The sequence below is a fragment of the Marinomonas posidonica IVIA-Po-181 genome, from assembly GCF_000214215.1.
In the GTDB taxonomy this organism is placed as follows: Bacteria; Pseudomonadota; Gammaproteobacteria; order Pseudomonadales; family Marinomonadaceae; genus Marinomonas; species Marinomonas posidonica.
On record NC_015559.1, the window covers coordinates 421,363 to 435,332 of the forward strand.

Here is a 13,970-nt window from a genome sequence, read left to right on the forward strand (position 1 = left end):
GATAAATAGAATGTCGATTCTTGTTGGTGATATGTTGCCATATGGCTCGTTTCAGGTAATGGGAGAAGAGGGTCCTGAGACCATCGATGTAACCGAATTTTTCACGGATAAAACCGTGCTTATGTTTGCTTTACCGGGTGCATTTACACGGACTTGTAGTACCAGTCATTTGCCGAGCTTTGTGGTTCATTTCGATGCTTTGAAGGAAAAAGGCATAGACGAAATTGTTTGTTTGTCCGTAAATGATGTTTTTGTCATGCATGCTTGGGGCCAAGCGAATAATGCTGAGAAGCTCATCATGGCCTCTGATGGATTGGCTGAATTTACTTGTTCAATGGGATTAGAGTTGGATATTTCAGCAGCGAAAATGGGCATTCGTAGTCGTCGTTATGCCATGCTTGTTCGTAACGGCATCGTGCAAGAGTTATGGCTTGATGAGCCGGGCGAGTACAAGGTGAGTTCGGCCGAATATGTGTTAAGCCAGTTATAATACTATTTTGATTGATTTGAAGAGCCGCTTGATGCGGCTTTTTTATGCCTGAAATTCAGTTCATTCAAAATCGCTATCTCAAAATGTAATACCCTTTCGGTTAAAATGAAATAGCCAAATTCCGTTCGGAAATCAATACTCTCAAACAAATCAAAAAATGAAATAGTGCGTTTATTGCGTCAGTCTATTTCACTTTGTTTGTTACTTTAATAAGAATAGAGAGTTGTAACATGATTATAGATTGCCACGGTCACTATACGACAACCCCGCCAGGCGTTGGGGAATACCGAGATAAGCAAAAAGATCAGGTCGCGAAAGATCCAGCCTTTGTTGGAGAAAAAGGCAAGGTGGTCGTGTCAGATGATGAAATTCGGGACAGTATTGTGAATAACCAGCTTAGGTTACAACAAGAGCGTGGCACTGACCTTACTATCTTTTCTCCTCGTGCAAGTTGGATGGGGCACCATATTGGTAATGAGCATACCAGCCAATATTGGACGGAACACCAGAATGACTTGATCCGTCGAGTGTGTGATTTGTTCCCAGAAAACTTTGCGCCTGTTGCGCAACTGCCACAATCTCCTGGTGTTGATCCTGCTAAGTCTGTTGCTGAAATAGTCAGAACGGTAGAGCAAATGGGTTTTATCGGTATTAACTTAAACCCAGACCCAAGTGGTGGTTTCTGGCAAGACGCTTCGCTGGGCGACCGCTCATTTTATCCAATTTACGAAAAAATGTGTGAATATGACATTCCTGCCATGATACATGTGTCGGCCGCTTGTAATGATTGTTTCCACACTACGGGCTCTCATTATTTAGGCGCCGATACAACCGGTTTCCAACAGCTAATGATGTCCGACGTGTTTAAAGACTTCCCTGAATTGAAAGTCATTATTCCACATGGTGGTGGTGCCGTTCCTTATCATTGGGGACGTTTCCGTGGCTTGGCGCAAGACCAAGGGTTTGATTTGGCTGAGCGCGTTTTGAATAACGTTTATTTTGACACTTGTGTGTATCACCAGCGTGGTATCGATTTGCTGTTAGACATTATTCCGACGAAAAATATCTTATTTGCCTCAGAAATGATTGGCGCGGTTCGTGGCGTTGACCCTGAAACCGGTCATTACTTTGACGATACTAAGCGCTATATTGATAACAATACGGTGCTTACCGCCGAACAAAAACAAGAAATTTTCGAAGGTAATGCGCGTCGCGTGTTCAGTCGTCTGAAAGCATAAGGGGAAAAGAATGCGAGAAAATATCGTAGTTCAACATATTGAGCGAGCCGATCAATCTGTCATTGATGGTTTAGCAGAATGTGGTGTCGCGACCATTCATGAGTCTCAAGGTCGAGTTGGCTTGTTAGCGCACTATATGCGCCCTATTCAAATGGATAAAACCATTGCCGGTTCGGCGGTGACCATTTCAGGCGCGGCAGGTGATAACTGGATGATGCATGTGGCCATTGAACAATGTCAGGCAGGAGATGTGATGGTGTTTGCACCAACCTCGCCGTCCAATCATGGTTTTTTTGGTGATTTGTTAGCGACGTCTGCTCAATCTCGAGGTGTGGTGGGATTGGTCATTGATGGTGGGGTTCGTGATACACGAGATCTACGTCAGATGGATTTCCCTGTGTGGTCGAAAGCGATCTTTTCGGAAGGCACGATTAAAGAAACCGTTGGGTCCGTCAATGTCTCAATCGTCTGTGCAGATGAAACGGTTCATGCGGGCGATGTGATAGTAGCTGATGATGACGGTGTGGTGGTAGTACGTCGTGAGAAAGCGGCTGAAGTATTGGAATTAGCTCGTGCTCGAATGGCGAACGAAGAAGCTAAAAGAGTGCGTATGGCCAATGGTGAATTAGGTTTAGACATTTACGACATGCGCCCGCGTCTAAAAGAGAAAGGGTTGAAGTATGTCTAACGGCATTGCTTGCATGTGGATGCGTGGCGGCACCTCAAAAGGGGCTTATTTTCTAGAGCAAGATTTGCCCATCGATGTGGCGGAACGTGATGCTTTGTTGTTACGCATTATGGGCTCACCAGATGAACGTCAAATAGACGGTATTGGTGGCGCGGACCCATTGGCGTCCAAAGTCGCGATCGTAAAAAAAGCCCGTCGTGACGATGCGGACGTAGAGTATTTGTTTCTGCAAGTGTTTGTCGATCAAGCTGTGGTCACCGATGCGCAAAATTGTGGCAACATATTAGCGGGTGTTGGTCCTTTTGCGATCGAAAGAGGTTTAGTTAAAGCCTCTGAAGGTGAAACGTCAGTGCGTATTTTCATGGAGAACACCCAGCAAATCGCCGTCGCTCGTGTATTGGTCAAAAACGGTGAGGTTCAGTACGAAGGGAAGGCTCGAATTGATGGCGTGCCGGGTTTTTCAGCCCCTGTACCAATTGTTTTCCAAGATACAGCAGGTTCGACTTGTGGGGCATTGTTACCAACTGGCAATGTGGTGGATGTGATTGATGGTGTGGCGGTTACCTGCATTGACAATGGCATGCCCGTGGTTGTTCTTAAAGCGTCTGATATGGGCATTATGGGCAGTGAGACACGAGAACAACTGGAAGCCAATGAGACGTTAAAAGCTAAGTTGGAATCGATTCGTTTACAGGTCGGCCCCATGATGAATTTGGGGGATGTCACGGCGAAATCGGTACCTAAAATGTCGATGGTCAGTGCACCGAGCGAAGGCGGTGCGATTTCTACTCGCACTTTTATTCCTCACCGCTGCCATGCTTCGATTGGGGTGCTAGGTGCTGTTAGTGTGGCGACCGCGGCGATTTTAGAAGGCTCGCCTGCTCATGAGCTGGCGCATTATACCGATGGTGAACGCATGTCACTGGATGTTGAGCATCCGATTGGTGCCATGACCGTTATATTAGATAAGAATTCACAAGGTCAATTGGAGAGTGCGGCGATTCTGCGTACCACTAGGAAATTGTTTGATGGGCAGGTCTTCGCTCATGCAAGCGGCTTGTGAATCGATTGATTAAAACAATGATAAATAAGGCATTCGATTATGATGGACAAAACCTACATTCCATTTCATTCCAACCCGACAAAACCAGCCTTCCAAGCACCTGAAGGGGCGGTCGATGCACACTGTCACGTATTTGGTCCAGCGGATAAGTTTCCGTATCATCCGAAACGCAAATATACCCCTTGCGATGCTTCAAAAGAGCAGTTGTTCGCTTTGCGTGACCACCTAGGTTTTTCCCGTAACGTGATTGTGCAGGCTTCTTGTCACAGTACTGATAATTCGGCCCTAATAGATGCACTAGAAAGCGCTGGCGATCTGGCACGTGGGGTGGCGTTTGTGGATGATTCTATTACCCATGCAGAGCTTGAAAAAATGCATGCGGCTGGTGTTCGTGGTGTGCGTTTTAACTTTGTAAAACGCTTGGTAGACAGTACGCCTAAGGAAGTTTATTTTTCCATTGCCGATAAAATTCGTCCTTTCGGTTGGCATATAGTGGTGTATTTTGAAGCAGCGGATCTGGAAGAGTTAATTCCTTTTCTGAAGTCATTAAACACGACGATTGTTGTGGACCACATGGGGACACCTAACGTCGCCAATGGTATCGATCATCCAGACTTCCAGCGCTTTGTTAACTTTATGGCGGACAACGATAACGTTTGGTGTAAGGTCAGCTGTCCTGAACGTTTAACGCAACATGCGCCGGACTATTCAGATGTCTATCCTTTTGCACGTACGTTGGTGGAGCAGTTTTCTGATCGTGTGTTGTGGGGAACAGATTGGCCACATCCAAACATGAAAGTGGAAGCGCCAAATGATGGCCATCTAGTGGATGTTATTCCTCATATTGCAACGACGTTAAAGCAACAGCAGGCTTTGCTGGTGGATAACCCAATGCGTCTTTATTGGGCGTAGTATGTTACTCCAGTTATGGACAAACAAAATAAAAAGGTATGAATGATGACAGCAAATGATCCGACTCAACCTGTACCGGGCACTTACCTGTTTGATGGCAAGATGGCAAAGAAAGGTTATGGCCTGAACAAAATGTGTTACTCGTTTAATGAGCAGTCTGCTCGTGATGAGTTCAACAAAGACCCAGATGCCTATTGCGCCAAATTTGGTTTAACGGAAGCACAGATTAAGGCCATTCATGAGCGAGATATCATTGGTCTATTGCAACAAGGCGGCAGTATTTATTATGTGGCTAAGTTTGCTGGCCTGCTAAAGCTGAATATGCAAGACATTGGCGCGATCCAAACGGGTATGAGTCTAGATGAATTTAAAGCCATGCTGGTTAAACGTGGCTCAGGAGAAGAGTAATGGCGAATATTATTGGCGCGGTAACAACCTCCCATATCCCTGCGATTGCCAATGCCATGGCAAACAAAGCAGAAGAAACACCCTATTGGAAACCTTTTTTTGACGGTTATCCCCCGGTCCGTAAATGGCTAAATGAGAAAAAGCCGGATGTGATTGTGCTTTTTTATAACGATCATGGTTTGGAGTTCTTTATTGATAAGAAGCCGACTTTTGCGATTGGTGTGGCGGATGAATATCATAATTCAGACGAAGGGTGGGGCATTGCTACTATTCCTCCAGTGACGGGGGAGTCTGAGTTGTCTTGGCATATTGCTAATAGCTTAGTGGAAGATGGTTTTGATATGACCATTTGTCAAGAAATGAAGGTTGATCACGGTTTAACCGTACCTTTGAGTTTGATGTGGCCAGGCAATGATTATGGCCATGTAAAAGTCATACCAGTTTGCATAAACTGTGAGCAACACCCAATGCCACAACCGAAGCGCTGTTACGCTTTAGGCCAAGCGATTGGTAAGGCGATCGAGTCGTTTGATTCGGAGATGACGGTGGCTATTTTCGGTACGGGCGGCTTATCACATCAATTAGATGGCGAGGCGGCTGGTACATTGAATCGTCAGTTTGACCTTGAGTGTATGGATAAGCTTGTCGAATGTCCTGAAGAGCTGACCACATACTCTAATCTAGATTTGGTGAAAATCGGCGGTGCGCAAACGGTTGAACTTAATATGTGGATTGCCATGCGTGGAGTACTGCGTGGAAAGGTGACTGAGCTGCATCGTAATTATCATGCACCGATTTCCAATACTGGCGCTGGACTCCTATTACTTGAGCATGAAATGCCCAAATAAACCATGTCATGATCACAAAAAACGCGCTCAAATGAGCGCGTTTTTTTATGTCTATGTGAACAGTAAGAAAGTAAGAAGGCTTAGCTCTTATTTTCGTTAAGCAGTTTGTTCACTGTGTTGGCAACGTGTTCTGCTCCCGTTAGGATTTCTTGGATGATGCCTGATGCTTCTTCGATTAATTGTGCGCTTTCACCGGAACGTTCACTTACTTTGTTCATACTGGCCTTGGCCTGACGCGTTAGATCACTGTTTTGAGCAACCATATTTTCGATTTCGACAGTTGAAGTACTGGTTCGAGCGGCAAGCGTTCGTACTTCATCGGCCACGACGGCGAAACCACGACCATGTTCACCCGCTCGTGCGGCTTCGATGGCCGCATTCAGTGCCAATAAGTTGGTTTGATCAGCAATGGAGCCAATGGTGGTCACAATCTTAGCAATGTTTTCAGATTGTTGGTTTAGACTTTCAATCAGCTCGGTTGAGGCTTCAATATCGGTAACGATTTGGTTTGACGCTTCCACTGTGTTGCTTAAGATTTTCGCGCCGTTTTCAGACACTTGTGCGGTTTCAACCGATGTTGAATGAGCCACTTCGGCGGCGTGTTGAACAGCCAGTTGTTCGGTCACTCGCTCTGTAATATCGGAGGCCACTTTTAATATTTTAATGACTTTGCCATTTTCATCATAGATGGGGTTGTAGGTCGCTTCTAACCAGATGGTGTCACCTTGCTTGTTAACACGCTCAAAACGGCCAGATTTGAAATTGCCATTGGCGAGTTCTTCCCAAAAACGAGGGTGTTGTTGATAAAACTCGTCCTGACAAAAATTTCTGTGATGCGTGCCACTAATTTCCTGTACAGAGCTAAACCCCATGGTTTTAAGGAAATTATCATTGGCTGTGATGATGGTGCCATCAGGATGGAATTCTATCATTGCACTAGAGCGGTCAATCGCATCGTAGACGGCTTTGTGGCTGTCTGCAGTGTGTTTTGCTTTGGTGATGTCGGCCGCAATTTTGACGACTTTTACAATTTTTCCGTCTTGTTCTATCGGGAAATAAGTTGCTTCAATCCATAAGTCTTCGCCATTTTTCTTTTGACGTAAGAAGGTACCTTGTTGACAATTCCCCGACGCTAATTGTGGCCAAAAATTTTTATACTCAGAGCTGTTTGCGACTTCCTTAGGACAGAAAATGACATGTTTTTGTCCTTTCACCTCATCGAGAGTGTAACCTACCGCATTTAGAAAATGTGTATTCGCTTCGAGAATTGTGCCATCGGGCAAAAAGCTGATGGTGGCACAAAACTTGTTCATGGCTTTAAGGAAAGCGGCATTTTCAGACAATGGCTTTTCATTTGTCTGTGGTGCGCTCTTATTGGTTTTATTAAAAAACATAATTATATTCCCTATTTAGTCTTTGGTTTGGGGGTCACTAGTCTGGCTATGTCCGATTTAGCCTAGATAGGTGTTAGAAGCGACTGCAGTTTTGTAAGCCTATTCCTACACGATTTTGAAAACTATAGTTTGTTTGAAGCGTTTTAAATATAAGATTCACGTTTTGAAAAAGTAATTAACTGAAACGGTAAGTAGAGAAGTGTATTGATAGGCCTTTGCTGTGTAAATAGTACAGGTGTACTTTTTATATGCTTGATATAAAAGATGTTTAAATTAATGATGGATGGGTAGTTAAGCTGGGCTGTTTGTGATTGAGTGTAAAAAATAACCGCATTGAGAGAAGGGAATAAAGAGTAACAAGAGCCCCTGAACGGGGCTGCGAAATGCGATTAAAATTCTTCAGTATCGATTTCTTTTTGTTGCGCCGCGTTGTAGCGAGGTCCATGAACATTGTTTTGGTTGATCATCTCATCCAGTAGGCGGATTTGAGAGGTGTCCAAATTGAGTTGCGCCGCGTCTAAATTCTCCTGCATATGGTGAACCGAGCGAGTCCCAGGAATGGGGACAATATTGTTATGTTTACCCTTAAACCAAGCCAATGCGAGTTGTGCCGGAGTGCAGCCAATGTCTTTGGCAAGGGAGAAATAGTCGTTTAACAGTGCTAGGTTGCTTTCATAATGTTCAGTTTGAAAACGTGGCATGTTGTTGCGGATGTCTTTTGTTTCTAAATCATTGGCGTTCATCAGACCGCCAGTCAAAAATCCACGAGCCAATGGACTGAAGGCCACAAAAGTCACGTCCAGCTCTTGGCAGGCTTTTAGAACGGCGATTTCGGGGTTACGGGTCCACAAGGAGTATTCGGACTGGATCGCCGTGATTGGGCATTCTTGATGGGCTTTTCGTAACGTGGTCGCGGAGACTTCGGATAATCCAATGGCACCGATCTTGCCTTCTTTTACTAAGTCTCCTAGTGCGCCAACACTTTCTTCTATGGCCACTTCTGGATCAAGTCTATGTAGGTAATATAGGTCGATGTATTCGGTTTGAAGACGCTTTAGGCTGTTTTCACATTGTTGTCGAATCGTGTCTGGACGGCCATTAATTTGTTTTTTGCCATCCACCATCGCCATGCCGCATTTACTGGCCAAAAAGAAGGACTGTCGATGATCTTTTAAAGCCTGGCCAACCAATTGTTCATTGGCGCCACCACCATAAAGCGTTGCCGTATCAAAATGTCGATAGCCCATCTCAAAAGCCTCTTGTAAGGCTTTGATGGCATCATCTTGTTGAACGGGTGAACCATAGGCGTGCGATAGGTTCATACAGCCTAAGCCGATACTGGGATTGGCGAGATGTGGGTGTTTTGACATAACAGGTCCTCGTTATTTTCTCAGGCATATTATAGGGGTAGAACAAAAACAGGAAGCCGAGGCTTCCTGTTGGTAGTAAAGATAGACGGTATTAATCTTCTAGGCATTGCTCTAAACGATGAAGAGTTTCCATCGCGTCAATGGCTTGAGTCACACAAGAGTTAGGGTCACGTCCTTCTTGAATGGCTGTAATGAATTCGCGGTCTTGAAGTTCGATACCATTGTTAGAAACGGCCACGCCAGTTAAATCGATCTTGTTGTCATTGCCATCGTACAAATCGTCATAACGTGCTAAATAGGTGCCGTTATCACAGATGTAGCGGAAGAAGGTACCAAATGGACCATCGTTATTAAAGGACAGTGATAGGGTACATAAAGCCCCATTTGCTACTTTCATACCAATGCTCATGTCCATCGCAATGCCCAGCTCGGGATGAATCGGTCCTTGCATAGCTTGTACTTTGGTCGCCGTTTCACCGGTCTGATATTGGAATAAATCAACTGTGTGACAAGCATGGTGCCATAATAGATGGTCAGTCCAAGAGCGAGCTTTACCAAGCGCATTTTTATTGGAGCGACGGAAGAAGTAGGTTTGCACATCCATTTGTTGAATGGTCAGTTCACCCGCTAATACTTTGTTGTGAATCCACTGGTGCGAAGGGTTGAAGCGACGGGTGTGTCCCGCCATTGCGACTAAACCTGTTTTGTTCTTGATTTCAACCACTTTGCGAGCGTCTTCGATGTTATCAGCCATCGGAATTTCAGACATCACATGCTTGCCTGCTTCCAAACATTGAATGGTTTGTGCCGCATGCATTTGTGTCGGTGTTGCTAAGATAACGGCGTCAACATCTTCGCGCGCCAAACTCTCAGCTAGGTCTGTTGTGAAGTGAGCGACGCCACGTTGTTCGGCAAACTCTTTGATGGCATCAATTTTAGTGCCCACTACGGAAGTGACTTCAGCCCCTTCGATGGCCGCAATGGCGTCCATGTGTTTCATGCCAAAAGCGCCGGAAGCACCAGCAATACAAATTCTCATCAGTTTACTCCTAAAAGTGCGAGTGTTTATTGTTAGAAGGAAAACACACCTTAGTGCTTTTATAATGCAGTTCAATCTAGCACTGGTACCGTTTTAGGGGTAATCCATTCATCGCTTATGTTATTCATTTTTTGCAATCGAAAACGTGCGTTTATCACCGAACCTGCTCAGACACTTTTCTTAGCAAACTCAGAAAATGAGATTGAGTTACAGTCGGAAGCCAGCTTTTTCGGACACATAGGCCGATTGGACGACGGGTATGCTCTAAGGGAAACTCGATGACTTTTAACAAGCCAATATTAATTTCTCGCTCAACTTGGTGTGCCGACATTAGCGTAAGGCGATCACTTTCCAATAACAATTCACGAATTAAAATTTGTGAGCTGGATTCGACCAAACGACTGGGTAAAGGGATATCCGCCGCTTTGAAAATGTCCTCAAAAGCTTGTCGTGTCGGTGTTCCTTGAGCGGGCACAACCCAAGAATATTGGGCCAATTCAGCGGCACTGATGTTTACCTGATTGAGCAAAGGGTGATCCTGACGGGCAATGACAGATAGAGGCGGAGCCCAAAGTTCTTCTTGAATGACATCGTCCGCCGGTGTCGGATAGCGTAAAGCGCCTAATATGATGTCGATGTCACCTTGACGTAAGTGATGCAATAGATCTGTGTAAGGCCCTTCTGTGACGTTAATATTGACGTCAGGGTGGCGCTCATTAAATCGCAGAATGGATTTTGGCAAGATGGTCATACGTGCCAGAGGCATGCTGCCAATGGTAATGGTACTAACATCCTTGAACTGCAGGGCGTTGATTTCATAAATTCCCTGACGCAATTCATTAAAAGCCAGTTTAGTGGCTTTCGCCAAGGCTTGTGCGGCTTTCGTTGCACTGGTACCTAAGCTGTTTTTTTCAAATAAAGTGACGCCAAGTAACCGTTCTAAATCGCGAGCAGCCCGATGCACAGAGGATTGAGATACCGCTAGATTGCGGCTGGCGATGCTGAAATTTTGCGCTTCACTGACCGCCACGAGCGCACGCAGCTGGGTCGTACTAATCAGCGCCACTAGGTTTTTGGGGGAGCGCTCTTTTGTTGATTGATCTTTAACTATGTCTTGGGTGGCGACTTGAATGTGGTCAATGGCGCGACTGACACGCTTTTGCCAAATCTCCCCTGAGGCGGTCGGATACATGCCGTCAGAGTGACGCTCAAATAACGGGGCACCCAAAGAGGTTTCTAATTTGGCAATGGCTTGAGTGATTGCCGGTTGGGATAAAAATATACTATCCGACGCTCGTGTAATGCTTTTTAATTCGGTAACTGCGAGAAAAACACGTAAATGTCGTAAGTTTGGAATGGATATTTCCATTTGCCCCTCAATTCTGGTGACTTAGAATGACTATATCAAAATTGAATGACAAAAAAATCAAATTGAAAAAGGTTTTGTTGGTTTTGTTGGTTTTTTGTGTGTGAGAATATAACGAAACCGTCAGCTTTAATTCGATTGATGAGCAATCTAAGGTGTCTTTAGATGGATGTGGTGTTGAACATTACTGCCCCGATATTTTTGTTGATTTTAGTGGGTTTTGCCGCTGCTCGTTATGGCTTTATTCCACTAAATGCTTTGGCAGGCTTAAGTCGATTTGTCTTGTATCTGGCCTTGCCGTCACTGATTTTTGTCAAACTTTCCGCCATGGATATTTGGCAAGTGTTTCATCCTGATTACATTTTTGTCTATGCCGTTGGCGGTTTAGGGACCTTCTTTATCACGCTATTGCTGGGTTGGACACTCATTAAAGCTGATCTCGTCACGGCGGGGGTGTTTGGTGTTGGGGCAGCCATGTCAAACAGTGCCTTTATTGGTTTTCCGGTGTTGTTGCAATTTTTTGATGAGCCGATGACGCAAGCTTTTGTCATGGCGTTGATGGTCGAAAATCTCATTCTTCTACCTGTATGCCTGATCTTTATTGAAACCATGTTAGGGCGACAACGAAAGCAACAGGAGACCACCTCACAAAGCTTAGGCAGGGTGGTGGCAAAGCGTATCATCACCAATCCATTATTAATTGCTTTGACAGCCGGACTGTGTTTTTCCGTGTTGTCACTGCCAGTACCGGAATTTGCTCAGCGAGGTTTGTCATTGTTGGCGGATGGCGCAGCACCAACGGCTTTAATCGTTATTGGTGGCTCGTTGGTCGGTGTTTCCATTCGTGGACACTTGAGTGCGATTGCTTTGGTGGCCGTGGCAAAGCTGATGATTTTTCCTTCATTGGTGATGCTGCTATTGATGCTCACCCCTGAGATGAGCCAAGCCTTGAAGGTGTCGGTATTGGTCTTTGCGGCCATGCCTATGTTCAGTACCTACCCTATTGTTTGTGGTGAATATGGTCAGCGAAGCTTTTGCGCCAGCACCTTATTGGTGACAACTGTGTTATCGTTTCTGACATTGAGTATATTGTTGCGTTTTTTAGCCGCGAGCTAATGACGCATTAGACCTGTTTTGGAGTGTAATATGGCAAGTATTATGGTGCTTAATGGCCCAAATTTAAATTTATTGGGCACTCGTGAGCCTGCCCAATATGGCCATGAAACCTTAGCGGATGTGGAAAAGCTGTGCGCGGATGCGGCGGCGGCGTTAGGGCATCAAGTGGTGTGTCATCAATCTAACCACGAGGGTGTATTGATTGATTTGATTCACGAAGCAGGACAAAGGGTAAAATCTGGAGACATGTTAGGTGTGGTGTTTAATCCTGGTGCCTACACTCATACCTCCATTGCTTTGCATGATGCGATTAAAGGGGCTGATGTGCCTGTGATAGAAGTGCATATCTCCAATGTTCATGCTCGAGAATCCTTCCGTCACCATTCTTACATATCACCCGTTGCTGCAGGTATGGTGGTGGGAATGGGCGTTCAAGGTTATGTCTTGGGGATCCAAGGGTTAGTGAGTAAACGGGCATAATGTCGCTCAACTCACTGCAACCTCCGAGAATATGACAACAAGCGCGTTGCGTCTGTGCTTGTTGTCTGAGGTTTTGGACATCATCAAATGAGTTGCATGGCCTTGTTAATGGCTCAGACGATTGCCTTTGGCGTCTAGTATCAGTTCGCCATCTTCCTTTTCGTAAGGGCCTTCTGGCCATTGCTCGAGTAAATCCAATACGGCTTCACTAGGGCGACACAGCTTGACGCCCTTAGGTGAGCAAACAATCGGACGATTAACTAGGACAGGGTGTTCTAACATGGCTTCTAAGATGATGTCGTCAGAAACGCTTTTGTTTAATAATCCCAACTCTTTGGCGGGGGACTTGGTTTCTCTCAAGGCACTTCTTGGGGTCAAATCAGCGGCGGCAAATAAGGCCAACAACTGAGCCTTGGTCCAGCCTTCTTTGAGATAGTCAATGACCAAAGGTGTATAGCCTGCATCTTTTATAATGCGCAAAACATTTCGTGATGTCCCGCAATCAGGATTGTGATGTATCAAAACCATGGTGATCACGCCTTAAGCAAACCAGTGACGAGTGCGATTAGCGAACCACACAAGTGACAACATAACAGGGACTTCAACCAATACGCCGACCACTGTGGCTAACGCAGCACCAGAATGCAGACCGAATAATGAAATGGCCACCGCAACGGCAAGCTCGAAGAAGTTTGAAGTGCCAATTAAGCTTGCTGGCGCTGCTTCGTTGTGAGGCAGTTTGAACTTCAATGCCAACCAATATGCCACGGCAAAAATGCCGTAAGTTTGAATTAACAAAGGAATGGCAATCAGTACGATGGCTTGTGGGTTTGATAAAATGGTATCGGACTGGAAGCCAAACAAGAGTACCACAGTGGCAATCAGGCCTATGATAGACCAGGGCTTCATTTTGCTTAGGAAGCCATCTAATCGAGAGTGGTCGTTGGCTTTATCCAATGAATTACGAGTGATTGCACCGGCAATTAAAGGGATTAAAACGTACAGCAACACGGAGACGAGTAAGGTCGTCCAAGGAACATGAATGTCCGTTGCACCTAACAGAAAGCCTGCGATTGGAGCAAACGCAAAGATCATGATGACATCATTGATGGAGACTTGAACCAAGGTGTAATTGGCGTCGCCCTTAGTTAATTGGCTCCACACAAATACCATCGCGGTACAAGGCGCCACACCAAGTAAGATCATCCCAGCAATGTATTCATTGGCGGTTTGTGGGTCTACCCAGTCTGCGAATAGGCCTTTGAAAAAGAGCCAACCAAGTAAGGCCATTGAAAAGGGCTTAATCAGCCAGTTAATGACAAGAGTGAGTGCCAAGCCTTTGGTTTGTTTGCCTACGTTTTTGATGGAAGAGAAATCAATCTGCACCATCATAGGGTAGATCATTAACCAAATTAGAATGGCCATGACAAAGTTCACATTGGCGTATTCCAAGCTAGCGATAAACGCAAAAACGTCCGCTGCTAAGCTGCCCAACAAAATACCGGCTAGTATGGCCAAGCCTACCCAGACCGTTAAATAACGTTCAAATAATCCCATA

General features: G+C 45.3%; 15 protein-coding genes. 9 read left to right on the forward strand and 6 right to left on the reverse strand.

Annotation, left to right across the window (positions count from 1 at the left end; genetic code table 11):
* Positions 1 to 10: 10 nt before the first annotated feature.
* The 7 genes from MAR181_RS01875 (at position 11) to MAR181_RS01905 (ending at position 5,647) form a co-directional block, all read left to right on the forward strand.
* Entirely contained in the window at positions 11 to 490 is a 480-nt protein-coding gene (locus tag MAR181_RS01875; RefSeq protein WP_013794920.1) for a peroxiredoxin, read from the forward strand.
* A 230-nt stretch (positions 491 to 720) separates the two neighbouring features.
* Positions 721 to 1,728, forward strand: coding sequence for an amidohydrolase family protein (locus MAR181_RS01880; RefSeq protein ID WP_013794921.1), 1,008 nt, complete (start codon positions 721 to 723; stop codon positions 1,726 to 1,728).
* Positions 1,729 to 1,738: 10 nt separating this feature from the next.
* Entirely contained in the window at positions 1,739 to 2,416 is a 678-nt protein-coding gene (locus MAR181_RS01885; protein ID WP_013794922.1) for a 4-carboxy-4-hydroxy-2-oxoadipate aldolase/oxaloacetate decarboxylase, read from the forward strand.
* Positions 2,409 to 3,479: a 4-oxalomesaconate tautomerase gene (locus MAR181_RS01890; protein WP_013794923.1), complete on the forward strand. Its 1,071-nt coding sequence runs from the start codon at positions 2,409 to 2,411 to the stop codon at positions 3,477 to 3,479. Before MAR181_RS01885 ends, MAR181_RS01890 begins: the two co-directional genes overlap by 8 nt.
* Before the next feature lie 39 nt (positions 3,480 to 3,518).
* The gene (locus MAR181_RS01895; protein ID WP_013794924.1) at positions 3,519 to 4,391 is read left to right on the forward strand and encodes an amidohydrolase family protein; all 873 of its coding nucleotides are present in this window, start codon (positions 3,519 to 3,521) and stop codon (positions 4,389 to 4,391) included.
* A 42-nt stretch (positions 4,392 to 4,433) separates the two neighbouring features.
* On the forward strand, positions 4,434 to 4,799 hold the full coding sequence (locus MAR181_RS01900) for a protocatechuate 4,5-dioxygenase subunit alpha (protein ID WP_013794925.1): 366 nt from the start codon (positions 4,434 to 4,436) through the stop codon (positions 4,797 to 4,799).
* Entirely contained in the window at positions 4,799 to 5,647 is an 849-nt protein-coding gene (locus MAR181_RS01905) for a class III extradiol dioxygenase family protein (protein WP_013794926.1), read from the forward strand. Before MAR181_RS01900 ends, MAR181_RS01905 begins: the two co-directional genes overlap by 1 nt.
* An 80-nt stretch (positions 5,648 to 5,727) precedes the next feature.
* On the opposite strand, the gene MAR181_RS01910 is transcribed toward MAR181_RS01905, so the two are convergent.
* From MAR181_RS01910 to MAR181_RS01925, 4 genes are all read right to left on the reverse strand, one after another.
* Positions 5,728 to 7,041: a methyl-accepting chemotaxis protein gene (locus tag MAR181_RS01910; protein WP_013794927.1), complete on the reverse strand. Its 1,314-nt coding sequence runs from the start codon at positions 7,039 to 7,041 to the stop codon at positions 5,728 to 5,730.
* 389 nt (positions 7,042 to 7,430) lie between these two features.
* On the reverse strand, positions 7,431 to 8,411 hold the full coding sequence (locus MAR181_RS01915; protein WP_013794928.1) for an aldo/keto reductase: 981 nt from the start codon (positions 8,409 to 8,411) through the stop codon (positions 7,431 to 7,433).
* A gap of 91 nt (positions 8,412 to 8,502) precedes the next feature.
* On the reverse strand, positions 8,503 to 9,450 hold the full coding sequence (locus MAR181_RS01920; protein WP_013794929.1) for a Gfo/Idh/MocA family oxidoreductase: 948 nt from the start codon (positions 9,448 to 9,450) through the stop codon (positions 8,503 to 8,505).
* Between the two features lie 154 nt (positions 9,451 to 9,604).
* Positions 9,605 to 10,819: a LysR family transcriptional regulator gene (locus MAR181_RS01925; protein WP_013794930.1), complete on the reverse strand. Its 1,215-nt coding sequence runs from the start codon at positions 10,817 to 10,819 to the stop codon at positions 9,605 to 9,607.
* A gap of 162 nt (positions 10,820 to 10,981) precedes the next feature.
* Here MAR181_RS01925 and MAR181_RS01930 point away from each other — a divergent pair, with 162 nt between their 5' ends.
* Together MAR181_RS01930 and aroQ are read left to right on the forward strand one after the other, a co-directional pair.
* A complete protein-coding gene (locus tag MAR181_RS01930; RefSeq protein ID WP_013794931.1) occupies positions 10,982 to 11,932 on the forward strand; it encodes an AEC family transporter in 951 nt (316 codons plus the stop codon).
* 30 nt (positions 11,933 to 11,962) lie between these two features.
* Complete coding sequence (gene aroQ / locus MAR181_RS01935; RefSeq protein ID WP_013794932.1) at positions 11,963 to 12,412, forward strand: type II 3-dehydroquinate dehydratase; 450 nt, start codon at positions 11,963 to 11,965, stop codon at positions 12,410 to 12,412.
* 105 nt (positions 12,413 to 12,517) lie between these two features.
* Here the strand turns inward: aroQ and arsC are convergent, their stop codons facing one another.
* Together arsC and arsB are read right to left on the reverse strand one after the other, a co-directional pair.
* A complete protein-coding gene (gene arsC / locus MAR181_RS01940; protein WP_013794933.1) occupies positions 12,518 to 12,940 on the reverse strand; it encodes an arsenate reductase (glutaredoxin) in 423 nt (140 codons plus the stop codon).
* 12 nt (positions 12,941 to 12,952) lie between these two features.
* A complete protein-coding gene (arsB, locus tag MAR181_RS01945; protein ID WP_013794934.1) occupies positions 12,953 to 13,969 on the reverse strand; it encodes an ACR3 family arsenite efflux transporter in 1,017 nt (338 codons plus the stop codon).
* Position 13,970: the final 1 nt, after the last annotated feature.